This is a genomic window from Cloacibacterium sp. Arc13, assembly GCF_041431305.1.
Taxonomy (GTDB): Bacteria; Bacteroidota; Bacteroidia; order Flavobacteriales; family Weeksellaceae; genus Cloacibacterium; species Cloacibacterium caeni_B.
This window is the reverse complement of record NZ_JASMRM010000006.1, coordinates 13243-34299: the sequence shown is the minus strand read 5'-3', so window position 1 is coordinate 34299 and position 21057 is coordinate 13243. Positions and strand designations below refer to the sequence as shown.

Sequence of the window (21057 nt, the reverse complement as noted above, 5' to 3'; positions counted from 1 at the left end):
ACTCGTGTTTTTACTTTTAAATACGGCATGTTCAGATTTTTTAGATGAAAAATCAGACACAAAGTTAGTGGTTCCAGAAACGCTAAAAGATAATCAAGCTCTTTTAGACCGAATAGCCAATGTGTTGTCTAGCAATAGCATCAGTGGACAAATCTCATCCGATGAGATTTATATTACCGATAGTGATTATAATGGAGTCAGCTACGAAGCAGATAAGCGTCTCTATACTTGGCAACCTAATTTAGTAGCTAGAGCCACAGGAAACGATTGGGGGAGTTGCTATTTTAGAATCAATATTTGCAATACCGTTCTCAATAATCTTGAGCAATATGAAATCAGCAATACGGAGAATGTAAAAGGTCAGGCTTTAGCCATAAGAGCATCTATTTATTTGGAAGCAGCACAAATTTGGTGTGTAGCATTCAATAAAAATACTGCTAATACCGATTTGGGGCTACCGCTTCGTTTAAATCCTGATGTTAACCAGAAGTCTGTTAGAGCTACCTTACAAGAAACCTATCAACAGATATTGGAAGATTTGCATACCGCAGTTTCGCTCTTACCTGAAAAACAAATCGCAGTAACCAGAGCATCAAAAGCAACAGCATTAGGATTATTGGCAAGGACTTATTTGTATATGGGAGAGTATTCCAATGCTTTGAAGTATGCGAATGAGGCATTAGCAATTAATGGACAATTGTTGGATTTTAATACACTGACTACCTCGAGCTCTTATCCAATAAAAGAAATGAATATTGAAGTGCTGCTACCAACGACTATTGGTTATTCTCCTATTTTGTCTAGTAATACAGCAAAAATTCCATCGTCTTTATATCAATCTTATGATACCAATGACTTGAGGAAAACGGCATTTTTCAGAACAAATGCCAGTGGACAAATTTTGTTCAAAGGAAACTATACAGGCACCTCACAACGTTCATCTGTATTGGCTAAAGACGAACTTTATTTGATAGCAGCTGAAAGTTATGCTCAACTCAATGAGGTGAGCAATGCAATGTCTAAATTAAATGAACTTTTAGTGAAGAGATGGAAGACAGGAACTTTTATTCCTTTTACAGCAAGTACGAAAGAAGTTGCTTTGCGAATCATCAAAGAGGAAAGAAAAAAGGAACTTTTGTTTAGAGGACTCCGTTGGGCAGATATCAAACGCTATAACCGTGATGGAGGCGCAATAACCCTTACCAGAACAATAGGTGGCCAGACTTATGCACTGCCTCCCAATGACCCTCGTTATGCGATTGCCATTCCAGAGGATATTATCAAACAAACAGGAATGCCTCAGAATCCAAGATAAAAAATTAAAAAAATTAGGGTGGAAATATTTTCCCACCCTAACATTTTTAAAGAAATTGAAACCTAAGGTTCTAATTTTCTCTGAATAGAGATGTCTAATACCTGAGCATTGGTTTTAGAACCAAGAACAGTGCTAAGAGAACTTCCGTCTGGTACAATTACTTTACACGGTCTTTCTCCTGAAGTAACACATCCTGTGCTTCCTGATTCAGCAGTTGTCCAATTGTTTACATCGTGAAAAGCTCCTTCGCTCATATCTTCACTAATGTAGTAGAAATTTTGGTCTGCTGTATTGTTTTCAGCTAATTTAAATGACATAAGGCTTCCTGCAAATATGAGTGCCATAATAGCTAAAGCATTGGTTTTTAAAAATGATTGAATGTTCATGATACTGGTCTTTTTATACATCAAAAAAGATTCCCTTAAAAACTTTAGAAACCTGTTTGAGAATGAGTATTCTCAAACAAATGGTTGTTAATAAATACATTTAAATTCTCGGATGATTAAACCGCTTTCGACGGTCTAATTTTAAGATGATACATAATACAGATTTCAATCGTCAACTTCCGAAGTCGTCACTATGGTAACTCTCTCACAAGCAAGCTTGCTATAATTCCTAAGAACATACCAAATGTATCAGCTTATCACTTATAATAAAAATACTTGTTGTCCTAATTCATGAATTAGGACGTCTCAATTTATAAATTAGGACAACAAAAAATCAACGCAAACACCTTACAGAAAGTGATTTCCGTCGATTTTACAAAAATTTCCCAAAAAAAAATATTTCCACCCCAAAAATCCCGCTCTCCGAAGTCTCCAGACTTCGGAGCTTATAAATAATCAAAACCCATCAAAACCTCACCCCCTTACCAATCAAGCCATCCCTGCAGCTTCACCCATTCTTGGCTAGGAGCTTCCAACTTTACAATAAACTAAGCACTTTGTAGATAATCATGAGCCTCATCTCATACAGTGCAGAAAGAAATACATACAAATTTATCCTATCCATGTTCTCAAAATAATCCTCAAACTCAATTCCTTTCCCCAAAAGCCTCCCCAAAAAAAACTTAGAACTCATAACTCATAACTCATAACTCATAACTCATCCTTCATACGTGAACTTTGTAATAAAAATAAACAACCCTTAACCTACTTGAAAACTTAAAATCCAACAGTATAATTTTAAAATAAAACCCTACTAGATGTAGGGTTCTATTTAGATCTCTTATTTTATGCAGGAACTTTTGGTTCTTCCTCTCGTTCCCAAAATCGATGCTTTTGGAGAGCAATTACAAAATCATCAAGATTCCCATCCGTTATTACTCCGGCGGTCGGTAATTCAACCTGTGGAATCGCTTTAATTAATAATTCAGCAGCATCTGCATCTGCACCAATAGGCTTACAGTGTTTAAAGGCTTCTGCTACAAAATGCAGAGCATTTGCATTTGATGAAAGGGTAGCAATACTATCTCCACCCGCAACATAAACGGCGTCGAAAACTACAGACGATGCCGTTAACAGACTTTCACAAACGGGATATAGATCACCACTTTTTGTAGTGACAAATCCATGTTTTGGGGCAATAATATTCACTACGGCATCCATATCACAAAGCTGTTTTTTAATTTCTGTAAAAGCAGAATCATTCACACCATCTGCAGTCAAGAGGGCAATTCTTCTTGCTTTAATGTTGGTAGGTAATTTATCAGCTTGGCTTACAGCTGGAGATTTATCTATAGGGAGTTTATTACTAAATGAATAAAATTCTTCCAGATTTCCGTCCGCAGGAATACTTCCTGTAATCGGCTGCGGAAGTTTTTGAGGAGTGAGACCAAGATGATTTCCAACGATGGTGGCCAATTCTACACTCACTTCCAAAAGCATGTTGACGACTCTTTGGCGAATCGGAACCAATTTTACTTTTCCCAGCTCAAAGGAAAACGCATTTTGAATATGTCGCTTCTCATGAGGGGTCATACTATTATAAAATAGAGCAGGTTGACTGAAATGGTCAAAGAAACTCTGGCTTCTTTTCCTAATTTTTGACGAATCCACACGTTCATTGAAAGAATGAAATCCACCTTCCTTCATCATCGCTTGGAAAGGACAGCCACCGCCAATCGAATTGGGATGGTAATGTGCTTTACCTTTGTTAACCTGCATTCTGTGCATGCCGTCACGCTGATTATTGGTAATTTCGTGGATGGATTTGTTGATGGGGATTTCGTGGAAATTAGGGCCTCCAAGTCTTGAAATCTGTGTATCGGTGTAGGAAAAAAGTCTACCTTGAAGCAAAGGATCATTGCTGAAATCAATTCCCGGAACAATATGCCCAGGATGGAAGGCCACTTGCTCTGTCTCAGCAAAGAAATTATCAGGATTTCGGTTAAGGGTCATTTTTCCAATAATTTCTACGGGAACCATTTCTTCAGGAATGATTTTGGTGGGATCCAATAAATCAAATGGATATTTATGTTCATCTTCCTCTGGAATAATTTGTACGCCAAGTTCCCATTCAGGATAATGGCCTGCTTCTATGGCTTCCCAAAGATCGCGACGGTGAAAATCTGTGTCTTTTCCCGCAATTCGCTGAGATTCGTCCCATGCCAATGAAAGTACTCCCTGCAAAGGTTTCCAATGAAACTTCACAAAATGAGATTTTCCTTCCTCATTAATAAATCTAAAGGTATGGATGCCGAAGCCTTCCATGGTTCGCAAACTCCTAGGAATAGCTCGGTCGCTCATAAGCCACATAATGTTGTGCATGGATTCTGGCATAAGAGAGATAAAATCCCAAAAAGTATCATGAGCGGAAGCCGCTTGCGGAATTTCATTGTCTGGTTCTGGCTTTACGGCATGTACAAGATCAGGAAATTTCATCGCATCCTGAATAAAAAATACAGGCGTATTATTGCCCACGAGATCATAAATCCCCTCTTGTGTATAGAACTTTACCGCAAAACCACGAATGTCACGGGGCATATCTGTCGAGCCTCTGCTTCCTGCAACAGTAGAAAAACGGGCAAAAACGGGCGTTTTATAAGAGGTGTCATTTAAAAATTTTGCTTTGGTGTATTTTCCCATAGGCTGATATAACTCGAAAAAACCATGGGCACCTGACCCTCTTGCATGTACTATTCTTTCAGGGATTCTTTCGTGGTCGAAATGGGTAATTTTTTCTCTTAAGATAAAATCCTCAAGCAGAGTCGCGCCGCGTTCTCCGTCTTTCAATGAATTTTGATCGTCATTGATTTTCAGTCCCTGGTTGGTAGTCATAAATTCTCCTTGGGTATCTGTGGTATATTGTGCCAATTGTTCCTGTTTAGGATTTGCACCGTTTTCAAAGGGTTCTTTTTCGTTGGGTTTCATAATTTTATTGTCAAAAGTTAAACAGCTTTCATATTTTTAGATGGCAACAGATCCGTCATGGCCTGTGAATTAAGATTGGTATCTGCTATGGAACTCAATAAACAGTCAGATTTTTTTTCTTCACCTAATGTTCTCAAGAGTAAATCTAATGCTGCTCTTTCATTAAGTGTTTTGGCGTAAGCACAAAGGGTACCATATGAAGTAATTTCATAATGTTCAACCTTTTGAGAGGCGGCAATGATTGCGGCGTCTCGAACTGCTCCTTCTTCGGTGTCTTTTAAGATTTCGTCACCTTCCTTCAGTATTCCCTCCATGGCGAAACATTTTTGGGCGACAGCTTTTTCTCCCAATTGTTCAAAAACTTGCTCCAGACGGGTAACATGTTCTTTAGTTTGAGCAAGGTGGTCTTTAATGGCGGTTCTAAGTCGAGTGTCCCTCGCATTTTCAAACATTTTTGGAAGAGCCTTCACCAATGTATTTTCTACCCAGTACATATCCTTCAGTCCCTCTATAAATATATCGTTCAAGTTTTTCGATACGGACTCTGCTAAATTTTTCTGATTTTTCATAATAATAATATTAAATGGGTTTTGACCAAAGTTATGAGAAGGGTTTTACAATAATTTATACAATTATTTGTATTTTATATATAATTAATGGTTAGTTATTTTTTGAAAATTAGCGGTGATGTTGTCAATGTTTTCGAGACAATATAAAATGATTTCTCTACAGAAATAGTCTATGGGTAGAACAATAGATGAAAACGAGAATGCGGTGTAAAAATATAGGTCTAGAAGTTCTGACGATTTGATATTGATTACCCAATTATGAATATTTCTTATCCGTGACTTTCATTAACTCATATCATTTATTTTAATTAAATTTGTTGAAAGGGTTTGCAAAAAAACTCACCTAAATTTATATAACAACAGTTGATTTTAAAAAAGAGATGTCCAAATTAAAAATAGTAAGAGAACAAAAGAATTTAACCCAAGAAGAACTTTCTGAAAAATCAGGAATTTCTGTCAGAACAATTCAGAGAATTGAATCGGGGATTGCTCCCAAAGGACATACATTAAAAGCACTATCAAAAACCCTAGAAATATTAGAAACAGAGTTAACAGGCAAAACAGAAGAAAACAGAGTTGTAGAAAAACCAGAAGAATTGATAGTTAAATCGCAAACCGAAATCGGAATAGATTTTCAAAAAATTAAATTAATCAACCTTTCTTCTATCTTATTCGTCATGCTTCCGCCTCTCAATATCTTAGTGCCACTGCTTCTTTTTTATGCGCTAAAGCAAAAAAATCATTTAACCAGACAGATTATTTCATTACAAATTATTTGGACCATTTTAGCTCCCATTATTTTTATGTTGGGGATTCTTTTAAAACTTGGTCGCTCATTTACAATAGTGATTTTAATTATAATTGTACTATCCAATGTTTTCTTAATTTTAAGAAATCTTTCAGAAATAGACAGAAACAAAAGACTTCGCTATAAACTGAATTTCAATATTATATAAATGTTGTCGGGCAATTGTCGGGTTTTTGTCGGGCTATTTCTTTTCATGAAAATAGATTTTTTCAGAATATTGGTCAAAAATTAAACAATGACAAAATATTTCGGAATTATTCTATTAGCCTTACTCTCTTTTTGTGGAAATCCAAACGCTCAAATCAATAAAAATTCAACATTATTTCTAGAACTCAAATACCAAGACAGTATCTTTTTTGAAAGAGGTTTTAATAACTGTGATATAAATTATATGGATAATATTTTAGAGGAAAATCTAAAATTTTATCACGACAAAGGTGGTTTTCAGGATAAAAAATTATTCATGGAAAGATCAAAACAATACCTCTGTGGAAACCCAATTCAGAAACCTATCCGAAAGGTCTTGTCCAATAGTTTACAGGTTTTTCCTTTGTTTAATAATGGGGTTTTGTATGGAACAATACAATCTGGAGAACACCAGTTTTACATTCGTGAAAAAAATAAAAATGATATTTTACAAGGACAAGCGAAATTTACTACCGTTTGGACTTTCAAGAATAATATTTGGAAAATCAATGAGATTTTAAGCTATGACCATGGTGAGCCGAGACCTGAAGCAAATATTTTCGATAATGACTCAATTATTGAAAAATGGTTGGGGCAGAACAATGTCAGAACACTCGGACTTGGCATTATAGAAAAAGGAAAACTTAAACAAATAAAAATGTATGGTGAAATTTCAAAGGGTAATTCTGCTCCTTATAACACCATTTTTAATGTAGCTTCTCTTACAAAACCAATTACGGCTATCGTTGCTTTAAAATTAGTGAGCATGGGAAAATGGAATTTAGATGAACCTTTATACCACTATTTCGTAGACCCCGATATAGCAAGTGACCCTAGAAATAAAAAACTTACCACAAGACTTATTTTGAGCCATCAAACGGGGTTCCCAAATTGGCGTAACGATACAGAAAACAAAAAATTACAATTTATTTTTGAGCTTGGTACTAAATATGGCTATTCTGGGGAAGGCTTTGAATATTTAAGAAAAGCTCTTGAAAAGAAATTCAAAAAAACTTTGGAAAAATTGGCTCAAGAATTAGTTTTTCAACCATTACAAATGGATGATACAGATTATATTTGGACAAAAAAGACAGCCGAATCAAGGTTTGCTATCGGTTATGATGAAAATGGAAATTCATATCAAACCATAAAAAATACAAAAGCTAACGCAGCGGATGACCTGCATACCACCATTGAAGATTATAGTAAATTTCTTATAAACATTCTAGAGGGGGCAAACCTTTCAGAAAACACACATCAAGAAATGTTGAAAAAACAAGTAAAAACCAAAGAAAATAAATTTTTTGGTCTCGGCTTTGAATTATATGATTTAGGAAATGGTGAAATGGCAATTTCTCATGGAGGCTCAGACAAGGGAGTTCAATGCATTACCTTTTTATTCCCCAAAACAAAAAATGGAATTCTTATTTTCACCAACGCTAGTGCGGGTTATAAAATTTTCAATCCTATTTTAATCCATTATTTAGGCGAGATGGGAAGAAAATTAATAGAAATTGAAAACAAATAAAATATTTTCTCATTACTGCCACACGAATCCTTTCGTGTGGTGATTAATAATATTTATTTCACACTTCTTAACCAAAACAGTTACACAGATTTTCTAATCAGTAAGTAAAGAAAATAGAACCCTGTCATTCGAACGAAGCGCAGTTTAGTGAAGATTCTATTCATAAAGAATAATATTTCAAGTTCACATCTTCACAACTTTACGACTTCATATCTTCACGACTTCACAATTTTACAATTTCTCCCGATGGTGAGGATTTCTAATCCGTGACTTTTCAATCATATCATTTATTTTAATTAAATTTGTTAAGAACTAATAAACAAAAACTCAAATACTGTAACAGAAATTTACGATTATTTAGGTGAAAAGAATTTTATAATTACACTTCGTCTATTTGGGTGTTATATGAAATAATGCAAAAAATCGCATAGAAAATGAAAAATTTATTTAAATCAACATTAATTTTACTTATTTCGGTAATTTTAATTTCTTGCCTTCCTATGCCAGGAACTCCAATGACAGCATTTATTGTAAAAAATACTTCTGAAAAGCCTATAAGTTTTTCTGCAAGCGTAATAAAAATGTCGCAAACGTTCGGACCTCAAGAAGTAACAAATTCATTTACGGTTAAAGCAAAAGACAGCATTATTGTAAGACAAACTTATTTTAAAAAAGATGGCGAAAATCCACAAAAATGGTTTTCTAAATTTCATATCTTTCCAGTAGAAGGTATTGAAATGAATAATCCAAATCTTGCTGAAAATTGGAAAAAAACATCTAATGACAATGTTCCAACCTATACATTTACCATAAACAAATGAAATCTCTAAAATTAATCTTAATTTTTACTTCGGTTTTTGCATATTCGCAATCCAATATTTTTGATAGACTTTCTGTATTAGACAACAATGGGAAAACTTGGTATAATATTGATGGTTACAGCGTAACAAGTGAAGTTTTTAACAATTCTTTTGACGAAAAAGGGTTAAAGAAAATTTTTAAAAAGCATAATATTACTGAAACCGATTTAAAAATTAGAGATGAAAAAATTGATTTCAATAATTATTTCATCACAAAAAAACAGAATATCGCTGGAAACATTTTTCAAACTAGTAATTACTATTTTGTGGAGAATCCTAACAATACTACTACTGTTGTTTGGTTTGTAAAAAATGGAATCACAGATAGAGAGACCGAGGAAGAATTAGTTAATAGAATAATTAAGAACCAAATTCCTAGAGAAAATTTTGTTCAGTTGCAAATCCAGTCAATTGATTTTGTAGGAAGAAAAATAGAACTTGGGAATAGTTGCTATTGGTCATATTTAAATACGGTGCAATGTCCTTACTTTGGAGAAATGAATTGGTCTATCCATAAAACTTTGGAAGACGCAAAACAATCTATTGAAAATCAATTTAATTTAACAAAAACAAGGAAAAATATAAAAATTGCAAGTGAAAATATCGTTGATGTCGAATTTGAAGGCGTTCCTACCAAAGCAAAAAAAGTTATCGTAGAATTTACTGGAGTTACTTCTGCTTTAGCGGGAATGTCAGGAGGTAAATCATTGACCGTTTATTACATTGCAGAAAATGTGAGAAACAAGAATATAAGTTGTGTAATGAGTTTTTGGAATAATGATCTAATTAATCCTGACACGAAATTACCTCCATTATTAGAAAAACTAATGAATGTAAAATAACCCGATACCTCAGCTTTCGAACCGTGACTACAAAACAGAACCGTGTCATTCTGAACGAAGCGAAGCGTAGTGAAGAATCTCTTCAAAAGGCAAAATATTTCAACTTCACAACTTTACAAATTCACGATGGCGCGGATTTTTAATCCGTGACTTTCCACAAATCATATCATTTACTTTAATTAAATGTGTTATAAACGAATAAATAAGAACTCAAATACCGAACTAAACAAATACTAATAATAATTTACAAACTGATATTTATTCGATTATAAGTGTTTTACAACAATACTTCGTCTATTTGAGTCTTATGTGTAATATTAACCAAAATATAAAATGAAAATAAAAAAAATAATAATTAGCGTATTAACCGCTCTTGTTTTAATGATATCAATATTCCTGTATATGAATAAGGATAAGTTTGTCTATGTAGGTTCAGTAGATATTATTGAAGTCGATTGCAGCAAAAAACGACAAATCTTGAGCGAAGTTTTAGAAAGTGACCAAAGGATCAGAAAATCAAATGACTTCATCAAATACGCTAAAGAAGATCATAGGAATCAAGAATTAGTGATTAGTATTATTGAAAAATGTGGTATGCCAACATTAAATGAGGTGGGTCAAAGACAAATGGACGCAATCTGGTTGGGACTGCAACATAGTACTAAAGAAATTAGAAGAAAGTATTTTCCACAAATAGAGAAAGCGGTTAAAAATGGAGACTTATCTAAACAACAATATGCACTGATGAAAGATAGGATTTTAATGGACGAAGGAAAACCCCAATTATATGGTTCACAAATAGAAAATGGTAAATTGTATAAATTAGAAAATCCTGAAACTGTGAATGAAAGAAGAAAAGAAATGGGAATGTAGCCAATAGAGGATTATTTAAAAAATTTCAATATTAAATTAATCTAAATTAAAATACTACACATAACATTGGAATTGACAAAATGCGGGCTTGAAGTTGGTGCTGAAATTGTGAATTTTTTATTCTATCCCGATAGCGCGGATTTTTAATCCGTGACTACAAAACAGAATCCTGCCATTCTGAACGAAGCGAAGCGTAGTGAAGAATCTCTTCAAAAGGCAAAATATTTCAACTTCACAACTTTACAAATTCACGATTTTACAAATTCACGACTTTACAACTCTGTGACTTTCCACAAATCATATCATTTACTTTAATGTTTATAAACGAATAAGCAAGAACTCAAATACTGAACCAATTACAATTATTAGATGATAAAAATTTTACAATTATTCTTGGTCTATTTAAGTGTTAGCCGGAATCTCTAAAAAACTACTACATAATGAAAATTCAATTTTTACTTTTCCTATTAATCATAAATTACACATATTCTCAAGATAAACTTTTTTTATATGATTATAAATTCATTTCTGATTCTACCAATAGAATGAATGTAAAAAATGAAATAATGATTTTGAATGTTCAGAAAGATAGAACAGAATTTTATAGTTACGAAAGGTATTCTTCTGATTCAATACAGTTATCTGAAAGTAAAAAAGGGAATATGGCTATGCCAAAAAATAAAGTTCTAATTAATGAAAGAATTATTAAATATCCTAATTCAAATCAAATTGATTATATAACTTTTATGTCTTGGGATAAGTATATTATTAAACAAGAAATAGATCTAAAATGGAAATTGAAAAATAGATTTTCAAAAATTTTAGGTTATGATGTGCAAGAAGCAACTACTGAATTCGGTGGAAGAAAGTGGGTTGCTTGGTTTGCAAAAGAATTACCAATTCCAGACGGACCTTATAAATTCAAAAATCTTCCTGGTTTAATTTTAAAAATTGAAGACACTAGTAAAAGTCATATTTTTGAATTAAAGGGAATAAGAACAAATGATCATAATTTTTCTTATCCCAATTTGAACAACTATAAAGAGTATAAATTGAATTTTGACCAATACGTGAAAAAGTTTAAAGAGTATCGTAAAAACCCAACTGCTGATTTAATGGGTCAAATTCCTGACCAAAGAGATGCAGAAGGAAACTTCAAAACTTCCGCTCAAATAATAAAAGAATTAAATGATAAATGGTTAGAAAACTTTAAGAAAGATAATAACATCATAGAAATAAATTTGCTACACTAAAAAAACCGATGGTGCGGATTTTTAATCCGTGACTTTCCGCAAATCATTTCATTTTAGATTTTCAGAATCATATAGTTTACCCAAAACCAAATAAAAAGTTTAAGTAGGAATTTTGTTGTTATCTTCAATCTCATTAAAATCTCATTAAAATGTCAAATATCAAATTTAAACTATTTTTTGTCTTTTTTAGTTTTTGTTTTTTATCAAAAGCACAGAATACATTTAAAATCATTGCTCATGTCGAAGGTGTGGAGCAAGGCTCTGTTCAATGCGTTATACCTGATGGCGCGGATTTTTAATCCGTGACTACAAAACAGGAATCGATGGCGCGGATTTTTAATCCGTGACTACCTTTATATCATAACTCATAACCCAATTCTTAAATTTTAATAACCTCCTGAAATGAAACTAATACCAATTTTATTTTTTGTGATTACTTCATCATTTGCATTTGGTCAATTTAATAATAAAAAAAAAGTCAAAAAAGTGACAAGTGAAATCTTAGACATTATTAAAAGAAAATCAATGGTCAGAGATTCTATTGATTGGCCTACATTTACTCATGAAATTGAAAACGATGTCAATGAAACAGAGATATCCCAAGCAAATTTTATAATTTATAAGATCATCAGAAAACTAAGAAGCTATGGAGATAATCATTCTATTTATCAAGACAAAATTGAGACTGAGACCTATTTTTCAAAAAAAGATTCAATTTCATATCCTACTTCTAGATTAATAAATGGAAATATAGGTCTTTTAATTTTACCATCTCATTTATCAATGAATCCAGAGGAAAATTTAAAATATGCTACTATTCTAAGAGAAGAAATTCAAAATTTGGATCAAAACCAGATTTCAGGTTGGATTGTAGATGTAAGAGAAAATGAGGGAGGTAACATGTGGCCAATGATTGCAGGACTCAATCCTTTAATTCAAGATGGAATTGTAGGATTTTTTGCAAGTAATAAAACCATTACAAATTGGTATTCAAAATCAATAAAACCAATTGGGGTTAAGAGAATGACAAATAATTATAAATGCAAGGATTTAAGCAAAAAAATTGCAGTTTTAATAAGTGACAAAACAGCAAGTAGTGGTGAAATGACAGCAATATCTCTTCTAGGTAGAGAAAATTCAAAAACATTTGGTAATAAAACTGCTGGATACACAACAGCTAATGCAATGTATAAACTGAGTAACGGGGCAACTCTTCTTTTAGCGGTGAGTTATTCAATGGATAAAAATAAAAAAAATATACCGATGGAATTGATCCAGATATATGGATTGAAGAAAATGAGGATATATTAGGGAGTGCAGTAAAATGGCTAGAAAAATCAGAATAAATAAACATCGATAGCATGGATTGCTAATCCGTGAAAACAAATCAGAAACCTATCATTCTGAACGAAGCACAACACAGTGAAGAATCTCTTTATAATAGAATAGGTTCTTTTCTACATACATAAACTGAAAAAACCTGTGCACTTGCCAGAACATCTGCGATGTTCCTCAGTGCTCTCGAAAACACAATCATTTCACCCCATCCCTGATGGCGCGGATTTCTAATCCGTGACTTTCCCTAACTTATTTCATTTATTTTAATTAAATTTGTTAGAAACTAATAAAAAGAAACTCAAATAACGAAAATACAAGCATATACAATCTTTTACAAAGGGATATTTAAATAATTATTAGAGTATCACATTTTTACGTCTATTTGAGTGAGGTGCATTTTCCAAAAAAAAAACTTTAAAACTGAAAACGGATGACTGAAATTGAAAAAATCAACGAAGAATTAAGAAACTACAAACTATTTAGAATTCAAAGAATAAATACTAAACAACAGCAATTTAATGAATTGAAAAACGACTTATTTAGCATTCAAAAATATGAAATAATAACTTATATGTTATCAGCTTTAAATATAATTGCAATAATTTCTTTGGTATATTACTTAATAAAATCTATTAATGACGAACTTTTTTTTGAAGTAAATAAAGAAATAATTCTTTTAAATTTTGTAATTATTTTAGTTTTATCAATATATTTTACAACGAAACTCATATTAAACAATATAGCGCTGAAAAAACATATAAAATCGTGTGAAGAAGCTGTTAATTATTTTTCAAATGAAAGTGAAAAACTAAAAAGCATATATGAAAATTATGTAGATAGTTATTTAGAATTAAATAAAAAATAAACCGATAGTGCAGATTTTTAACCTGATGGCGCGATTTTCTAATCCTTGACTACAAACCAAAACTCTGTCATTCTAAACTGTAATAGCCACTACTTGATCTGACAGTTTGGGTTTAAAAATAGTTGTCAGTTATTCTCAAAAATCTTTACTTCCAAAAGTAAGGATTTTTTGATTTTCAGCAAGAGTTTCTATAAGTTTTTCTCTCGCCATCGGTTTGCTGTCTAAAAAGGTCTGCATAGGTGTCTTTCCATAAAAATGTTTTCCTCAGTGCACTCAAAAACACAATCATTTCACCAATTCTCCGTGAACTTTGTGATAGAAATACGACCTCGCACCTCGCACCTCGTAACTCGCATCTCATCCTGATGGCGCGGATTTTTAATCCGTGACTACAAACCGAAACTCTGTCATTCTGAACGAAGCGTAGCAAAGTGAAGAATCTCTTCAAAAAGCAAAATATTTCAACTTCACATCTTCACAATTTCCAATGTTCCTCAGAGCCCTCAAAAACGCCATCATTTCACCATAACTCCGTGAACTTTGTGATAGAAATACTCACACCTCGCACGCCGCATCTCGCACCTCATCCTTAACTACGCCGCTTCTTATAGAACATAAAGAAAATAAAAAATCTTTGCGTTTAAAAACAATTACCTAAGAAACCCCATCCCAAGAATCTCCTCACCCTCATAAATAGCAACAAACTGCAAAGCTTCCTCCTCTTGGAAATAAGAACCAAAGGTGAAAACACCATTATCAACACTAACTTTTTGCTCTTGAACTTCAAAACGGTAACTTTCATAATTCGGTAAAATAGAAACCAAATGCAGAGAGGGTAGAGGTTGTGGCATATTCAGCTGTACAGAAATCCCCTCATCATAACTTGTTTTTTTAATAAAATCCTTCGCCGAAGAAATTTTTCCAAAGACAAAAGAAGAAAGCAATTTTTTCCCTTCTGTGGTTTTCAAACCTTGGTAAACAGTTCTTTTTCCACGTTCAGAAATGGTATCCAAATCTTTAATCGCGGTCATCAATTGGGCAAATTTCTGATACAGATATCGGTCGCCACATTTTTTATAATAAGGATAAATGGCATTTCTGAGCATTTTCCCCGTTTTAGAACAATGCCCAAACTCACTGCTGTTTTCTCTTACTCGAGCATAATTTTCCTTGGTTTTAAAATCATCTCGATTAAAACCACTTTTCTTGCGCACCACAGAAACCCCGTTTAGTTCATAAAAAACCAAACCATCTATAGATCCCTGAAATTGTAAAATGCTCTTGTATCTCGCCATGGGTTAATCAAATGAATATCAAAAGTAAGGAATCGTCATGACATATACAACTTTAATATATAGTTATAGTATAGTTATAGTATAGTTGATATATAAATAATTAATGTTATATTTGTATAAAAGTAGTAAACGAAGGGTGTTATAAGCGATGTATTCTAATAATGAATAAATCACTGTAATATCCTAAAAAGAGGGAAAACTGAATCATGAATAAAAGAATACTTTTTCTAGTCGTATTGATACTCACGGTAATTTCTTGTGGCTCCCGTAAAACGGTGTCTCACAAACCTAACACTTCCACAGAGAATCTTAGAAACCTAACCTCCAAATTTGAAGGTCAAAATTCTTATCAAGTCAAAAAAATACTAAATGACGCAGAAGATTTCTTAGGAACACCATATAAGTTTGGCGGAACCAGCAAGTCTGGTCTAGATTGCAGCGGGTTGGTCATCAATGTTTACAATGAGAATAAGGTGAAAATGCCAAGACGTTCAATAGACCAAGCACAACAAGGAAAAAAAATAGAAATTTGGGAAGCAAAACCCGGAGATTTGTTGTTTTTTGCCACTAATGGGAATAGAGTGGTTTCTCATGTAGGTATCGTAAAAGAAATTAAAAACAGAGGAGAAATTACCTTCATTCATGCTTCTACTTCTAAGGGAGTAATCGTATCTTCGCTGAACGAAAAATATTGGAACAAAGCTTTTCTCTTTGCCAAAAGAGTACTCTAAATAATGAATTATATTATCCAAAAACTTAAAAGTTTACCGTATCATACACATTTGGGTTCACTCTTAAAACCTATAGAGAATGAACTAAAAGAATATCAGTTTTTAATAACAGATTACCTTTTTCTCTCTCCTGAAAAGGACCTGCCGATTCAGAATTTTTCCAGCAATTATGAAATATTTGATGCAGAAAAATTTTTAGAGTTAGCCCAAAAAGATGTCAAGTTCAATTATGGATATTTTGCAGCTATTCCCAAGGATAAAGAGATTGTCTTAGACTTAGAAAATTTGCCTTATGTAGAAGGGAATCCAGAAATTTGGTATAATGATTTTTTAAGAGATGACGCCGAAATAGAGATTTATGCTTACGATGGCAGTTATAGCCTAATAAAATTTAAAAATTCAAAATTATCTAATACCTTTGCAGAGTATTTTCCAGAGGCTGAATTGCTGGATAATTTTCAATTTTAACTAAAAAATTAAAATAATTATGTCTTTACAACAAACCATTGAGAACATTTGGGATAACAGAGATTTATTACAAAAAGAAGAGAGCAAAACTGCCATTAGAGAAGTGATTGCTCTTTTAGATAAAGGCGAATTGCGTGTTGCTGAACCTACAGAAAACGGTTGGCAAGTAAACGAATGGGTGAAAAAAGCAGTAGTAATGTATTTCCCTATTCAGAAAATGGAAACCATAGATGTAGGTCCTTTTGAATTCCATGATAAAATTCCTTTGAAAAGAAATTATGCAGAAAAAGGAGTGAGAGTGGTTCCTCATGCTGTGGCTAGAGAAGGAGCTTACATTTCTCCAGGAGTTATTTTAATGCCTTCTTATGTTAACATTGGAGCGTATGTAGATTCCGGAACTATGGTAGACACTTGGGCAACGGTGGGTTCTTGTGCTCAAATTGGTAAAAACGTTCACTTAAGCGGTGGAGTAGGAATTGGTGGAGTTCTCGAGCCATTACAAGCAGCTCCTGTAATCATTGAAGATGATTGTTTCGTGGGTTCTAGATGTATTGTGGTAGAAGGAGTTCACGTAGAAAAAGAAGCTGTTTTAGGTGCAAATGTAGTGCTTACAGCTTCTACAAAAATTATAGACGTAACAGGTGATACTCCAGTAGAATTGAAAGGTAGAGTTCCTGCGCGTTCTGTGGTGATTCCAGGAAGTTATACCAAGCAATTTCCTGCAGGCGAATTCCAAGTTCCATGTGCTTTAATTATCGGTAAAAGAAAAGAATCTACAGATAAGAAAACCTCTCTAAACGATGCTTTAAGAGAAAATAACGTAGCAGTATAAATGGAGAAAATCGTAGTTTACACTGCTATTTTTGGAGGGTATAATGAGCTTATTGAACAACTCCAATTTGAAAATGTAGATTACGTTTGTTTTACAGACCGTAATCTTTCATCTTCTACTTGGAAGGTGGTGGTGGTTCCAGAACCGCCAGTTGGCGACGACAATACCCGAAACAACAGATACTACAAAATTTTACCGCATCTTCATTTGCAGGATTATCAATACAGCATTTATATTGATGGTAATTTTATCATCAAAAAAAATCCACAGTTATTGATTAAAAATTTCTTGAATGAAGAAGTTTCCATGGCCTGTTTTGATCATAATCAAACCATTATGGATCCTAGAAATTGCGTTTATCAAGAATATGAAGCCATCGTAGCATTAGCCGAAACTGAAAATAAGGTAAAAGACGATTTAGAAGTCATCAAAAAACATGTTGATTTTCTAAAATCTGAAAACTATCCTGAAAACAATGGTCTTATTTCTGGTGGAGTGTTAGTAAGAAAACATACCCACGAAAAGCTCATCAAAGTCATGGAAGAATGGTGGTATTTCGTGAAGAATTTTTCTAAAAGAGACCAATTGAGTTTCAATTATGTCGCTTGGAAATATCATTTTAAATACAATGTAATCCCAGGAGACATCAGAAAGAAAAATGATTACGTTTACCTTCTTGGGAAACATAAAAGCAATATTGCTAAAGATTTATGGAAATATAAAATCAAACGATTTTTAGGTCTTAACTCATAAAAAAAAATCTACTCGAAAGAGTAGATTTTTTATTTATAAATTGTTGTCTTTTATTCATAAAACACAAAGAATTTCAATTATTTACTTTATTTTTTTTCAATCTAAAACTCTTAGCTTCATCAATTCGCTAGCGAATTTTAACTTTGCTTTCTTGATTATTTTTGTTTTATGCAATTAATCTTTGCGTTTAAAAATAAATTAGATTTTTCTGATGACGATGGTTTATTAATTTTCTTCTAATTTTTTCAATCCATTAAGCGTTACGTATCTTTTTAGCCTTTGGTTTTCTTTCATAATGGCTTCATTCACACTTTGGTCGCTCCAATTTTCTTTGTGATAAAGGTGATATTGTACTGCAAAATTTCTAAGCGAATACAAGTGATAACCCATTCCCTCAAAACGCCAAGTTAAGTCAATATCTTCACCAATTGCGGGCAAAACATAATCTTCATTAAATCCATTTATTTTTTCCAATGCTGACTTGTAACAAGAAAAATTACAACCTTTTATTTGGCTCATTTTTCTAAGGTACGCAATGAAAGAAAATATAGATTTTGGTGAAATATAAATTCCTTCTTCATAGAATTTTGCACCATCTTTTTTGATGGATTTTATCTCAGGAAGTATCACTTTTGCAAATTCAGAAACCGTTTTTACATTTCTTAATTGGTCAGAATAATTAGGACCTAGCTTGATTCTTTTACCCGCTAAAATTCTATCTTTTCGAGCAAATTTTAAGTGATTTTCTATAAAATTTGGGTGTAAAACACAGTCGCCATCTATAAAAATAAAATAATCAGCATCAATTGTTCTAATGGTATTGTTGAGTGCTTTGTTTTTTTGCCAACCTAGATCTTCTTGAGTTAAGTGAATTAAATCTAACTTTCCACTGTAGTTTTTTACAAAATCAGCCATTTCTGTACTGTTTCCATCCTCGGAAATCACAGTTATAAAGTCAGAAACACTTTGTTGCTCTACAGATTTTAAAACGACGGCTAAATCGGCAGTATTTTTATATACAGAAATAATAAGTGCTGTTTTCATATGTAGTTACTTATTGTTTTTAAAGGTCATATGCAATCGCTGATTCTTCATTAGCGTTTTTGTTTGCTAATTATGGCGATTTCATACTTATAAATTGGTGGTGATTCCTTGTTCAGTCCAAGTCAGTTTTTGGTCTCTTGTGTTTTTTCTGATGGCATTGTTTTTTGCCCAAGTTTCAGGGTTTACATAACCTCTTGCATGGTCTAGATGCACGCAAATTGCGCTGTATCTTATTTGTTTTCCCTTAACTCCAAGATTTTCTAGCCTTTCTCCTAATTCTCGGTCTTGTCCGCCATATTGCATCTCTTGGTTGAATCCATTGATTTTAACCAAATCTTTTTTCCAGCCAGAAGCGTTATGACCATTCCAAGAAGGTTTAGTAGGGGTTAAAAAATTGAGGAGTTTCGCTTTGAAAGCTTTAGCTGTCAATTTATTATTTTTGAAAGATTTTTTCAAACCATTTTGGGTTAACCAATTCACATCAAAACAGTTTTGTGAAAGAATATCTTCTCTACTGATGAGTTTTGAAATATTCATAGGTAACATGAAATAACCGCCAGATAAAAACCTTCCAGTTTCTCTGTTGTTAAGGTGAGTTTCTACAAAATCTTTTCTGGGAATACAGTCTCCATCGGTAAAAATCAAATAATCCGTAGTAGAAGCAAGGATGGCTTTATTTAGAATCTGCGATTTCTGAAAACCATTGTCTTCTTGCCAAACATGAATAATAGGAATATCGAGTTCAGTTTTGTATTTCTCAATCAAGTTTTTTGTGGCTTTTCTAGAGCCATCATCAGCAATAATAATTTCGAAATCTTTGGTAGTTTGTACGCTAAATCCCCAAATCACTTTTTCTAGCCATTCTTCCGAATTATAGGTACTAAAAATTACCGATGCTTTCATATTTTTTATATTTCGTCACAAAGATACTTTTTTAGCCTAATATTCAAAAATTCCGCAGAACGATATTTGTTACGTTCAAAAAATTGAAAAATAATTTCTATTTTTAAAAAAATATCTATATTTGCAAAAGAATTAGACAAAAAATGAAAAATTTAAACTTAATCCATCACCATCATCATCTCATCTAAAGGCGAGTTGATTATGCGTTATGTATTATAGTTAAAAACAAAATATAACAATCCGCCTTGAGTTTTTCAGGCGGATTTTTCTTTTTCATCACTGCAGAACTCGAGGCTTAAAAAAATAAAATCAAAAAATGAGTTCACTTAAAATTGCAGTTCAAAAAAGCGGAAGACTTTTCGAAGATTCTATTAAACTTCTCAAAGATTGCGGAATTTCTTATGATAATGGCAAAGACCAATTAAAAGTTCAAGTAGAAAATTTCCCTATCGAAATCTATTTCCTTAGAAATTCAGATATTCCTCAATACGTTGAAGATGGAGTGGTACATGTAGCCATCGTTGGCGAAAATTTACTCATCGAAAAGCAAAAAGACATCGAAATTGTACAGAAATTAGGTTTTTCTAAATGTAGAGTTTCTCTAGCGGTTCCAAAAGAAGTAGAAACCGATGATGTAACGTATTTTCAAGGTAAAAAAATAGCGACTTCTTATCCAAATACCGTTAAAAATTTCTTATCCGAAAACAATATTGAAGCAGAAATTCACGTGATTTCTGGTTCTGTAGAAATTGCTCCAAATATGGGATTAGCAGACGGAATTTGTGATATTGTAAGCTCAGGAAGTACACTTTTTAAAAATGGATTGAGAGAGACCGTAACTATTCTAAAATCTGAGGCAGTTTTGGCGAAAAATAAAAATCTTTCTGCTGAAAAATTAGAAATTTTAGAGAGACTTTTATTCAGAATTCAGGCCGTTTTGAAATCTAAAAACACCAAATACATCTTGATGAACGTTCCTAATGAAAAAATTCAAGAGGTTTCTAGCATTTTGCCAGTGTTGAAAAGTCCTACCATCGTACCTTTGGTAGAAGAAGGTTGGAGCAGTTTACACTCTGTGATTGAAGAAAAAAGATTTTGGGAAGTAATAGACCAGCTTAAAAAAGCTGGTGCAGAAGGCATTCTCATCATTCCAATCGAAAAAATGATTCTATAATTTACAACTCAACGACTGTACAACTTCAGATTTTTACGATTTTACAACT

The 21057-nt window shown here is 32.8% G+C and carries 21 protein-coding genes; 15 read left to right on the top strand and 6 right to left on the bottom strand.

Going from position 1 to position 21057, the window contains the following annotated elements; genetic code table 11:
- Positions 1-4: 4 nt before the first annotated feature.
- A complete protein-coding gene (locus tag QO190_RS06265) occupies positions 5-1315 on the top strand; it encodes a RagB/SusD family nutrient uptake outer membrane protein (RefSeq protein ID WP_371461553.1) in 1311 nt (436 codons plus the stop codon).
- A 62-nt stretch (positions 1316-1377) separates the two neighbouring features.
- Here the strand turns inward: QO190_RS06265 and QO190_RS06260 are convergent, their stop codons facing one another.
- The 3 genes from QO190_RS06260 to QO190_RS06250 all read right to left on the bottom strand — a co-directional run bounded on the left by QO190_RS06260 (position 1378) and on the right by QO190_RS06250 (position 5255).
- Entirely contained in the window at positions 1378-1701 is a 324-nt protein-coding gene (locus tag QO190_RS06260) for a hypothetical protein (protein WP_371461552.1), read from the bottom strand.
- 846 nt (positions 1702-2547) lie between these two features.
- A complete protein-coding gene (locus QO190_RS06255) occupies positions 2548-4686 on the bottom strand; it encodes a catalase (protein WP_371461551.1) in 2139 nt (712 codons plus the stop codon).
- Positions 4687-4703: 17 nt separating this feature from the next.
- On the bottom strand, positions 4704-5255 hold the full coding sequence (locus QO190_RS06250) for a ferritin-like domain-containing protein (protein WP_371461549.1): 552 nt from the start codon (positions 5253-5255) through the stop codon (positions 4704-4706).
- 380 nt (positions 5256-5635) lie between these two features.
- Between QO190_RS06250 and QO190_RS06245 the strand changes: the two genes are divergently transcribed.
- The 9 genes from QO190_RS06245 (at position 5636) to QO190_RS06205 (ending at position 13808) form a co-directional block, all read left to right on the top strand.
- On the top strand, positions 5636-6211 hold the full coding sequence (locus QO190_RS06245; RefSeq protein WP_371461548.1) for a helix-turn-helix domain-containing protein: 576 nt from the start codon (positions 5636-5638) through the stop codon (positions 6209-6211).
- Between the two features lie 87 nt (positions 6212-6298).
- Complete coding sequence (locus tag QO190_RS06240; protein WP_371461547.1) at positions 6299-7777, top strand: serine hydrolase domain-containing protein; 1479 nt, start codon at positions 6299-6301, stop codon at positions 7775-7777.
- 434 nt (positions 7778-8211) lie between these two features.
- The gene (locus QO190_RS06235) at positions 8212-8598 is read left to right on the top strand and encodes a hypothetical protein (RefSeq protein WP_371461546.1); all 387 of its coding nucleotides are present in this window, start codon (positions 8212-8214) and stop codon (positions 8596-8598) included.
- Positions 8595-9479, top strand: a complete 885-nt coding sequence (locus QO190_RS06230) for a hypothetical protein (RefSeq protein ID WP_371461545.1) — start codon at positions 8595-8597, stop codon at positions 9477-9479. Before QO190_RS06235 ends, QO190_RS06230 begins: the two co-directional genes overlap by 4 nt.
- Before the next feature lie 333 nt (positions 9480-9812).
- Positions 9813-10352 carry a DUF6624 domain-containing protein gene (locus tag QO190_RS06225; protein ID WP_371461544.1) on the top strand — a complete coding sequence of 180 codons (540 nt, stop codon included), beginning with the start codon at positions 9813-9815 and terminating at the stop codon, positions 10350-10352.
- Between the two features lie 440 nt (positions 10353-10792).
- A complete protein-coding gene (locus QO190_RS06220) occupies positions 10793-11605 on the top strand; it encodes a GLPGLI family protein (protein ID WP_371461541.1) in 813 nt (270 codons plus the stop codon).
- A 149-nt stretch (positions 11606-11754) separates the two neighbouring features.
- Positions 11755-11904, top strand: coding sequence for a hypothetical protein (locus QO190_RS06215; RefSeq protein ID WP_371461540.1), 150 nt, complete (start codon positions 11755-11757; stop codon positions 11902-11904).
- A gap of 103 nt (positions 11905-12007) precedes the next feature.
- Positions 12008-12916: a S41 family peptidase gene (locus QO190_RS06210; protein WP_371461538.1), complete on the top strand. Its 909-nt coding sequence runs from the start codon at positions 12008-12010 to the stop codon at positions 12914-12916.
- A 457-nt stretch (positions 12917-13373) separates the two neighbouring features.
- Positions 13374-13808, top strand: coding sequence for a hypothetical protein (locus tag QO190_RS06205; RefSeq protein WP_371461537.1), 435 nt, complete (start codon positions 13374-13376; stop codon positions 13806-13808).
- A gap of 650 nt (positions 13809-14458) precedes the next feature.
- Here the strand turns inward: QO190_RS06205 and QO190_RS06200 are convergent.
- The gene (locus QO190_RS06200; protein ID WP_371461536.1) at positions 14459-15103 is read right to left on the bottom strand and encodes a hypothetical protein; all 645 of its coding nucleotides are present in this window, start codon (positions 15101-15103) and stop codon (positions 14459-14461) included.
- 206 nt (positions 15104-15309) lie between these two features.
- On the opposite strand from QO190_RS06200, the gene QO190_RS06195 reads away from it, so the two are divergent.
- The 4 genes from QO190_RS06195 to QO190_RS06180 are packed head-to-tail and all read left to right on the top strand — an operon-like array spanning position 15310 to position 17887.
- Positions 15310-15834: a C40 family peptidase gene (locus QO190_RS06195; RefSeq protein WP_213189016.1), complete on the top strand. Its 525-nt coding sequence runs from the start codon at positions 15310-15312 to the stop codon at positions 15832-15834.
- Positions 15835-15837: 3 nt separating this feature from the next.
- The gene (locus QO190_RS06190) at positions 15838-16302 is read left to right on the top strand and encodes a hypothetical protein (RefSeq protein ID WP_371461535.1); all 465 of its coding nucleotides are present in this window, start codon (positions 15838-15840) and stop codon (positions 16300-16302) included.
- A 19-nt stretch (positions 16303-16321) separates the two neighbouring features.
- Positions 16322-17134, top strand: coding sequence for a 2,3,4,5-tetrahydropyridine-2,6-dicarboxylate N-succinyltransferase (locus QO190_RS06185; RefSeq protein WP_371461534.1), 813 nt, complete (start codon positions 16322-16324; stop codon positions 17132-17134).
- Entirely contained in the window at positions 17135-17887 is a 753-nt protein-coding gene (locus tag QO190_RS06180) for a glycosyltransferase domain-containing protein (protein ID WP_371461533.1), read from the top strand.
- A 225-nt stretch (positions 17888-18112) separates the two neighbouring features.
- Here the strand turns inward: QO190_RS06180 and QO190_RS06175 are convergent, their stop codons facing one another.
- Positions 18113-18931: a glycosyltransferase gene (locus tag QO190_RS06175; RefSeq protein ID WP_371461532.1), complete on the bottom strand. Its 819-nt coding sequence runs from the start codon at positions 18929-18931 to the stop codon at positions 18113-18115.
- An 87-nt stretch (positions 18932-19018) separates the two neighbouring features.
- Entirely contained in the window at positions 19019-19834 is an 816-nt protein-coding gene (locus QO190_RS06170) for a glycosyltransferase family 2 protein (protein WP_371461531.1), read from the bottom strand.
- A 316-nt stretch (positions 19835-20150) separates the two neighbouring features.
- Between QO190_RS06170 and hisG the strand changes: the two genes are divergently transcribed.
- Positions 20151-21008 carry an ATP phosphoribosyltransferase gene (hisG, locus tag QO190_RS06165; protein WP_371461529.1) on the top strand — a complete coding sequence of 286 codons (858 nt, stop codon included), beginning with the start codon at positions 20151-20153 and terminating at the stop codon, positions 21006-21008.
- Positions 21009-21057 lie beyond the last annotated feature (49 nt).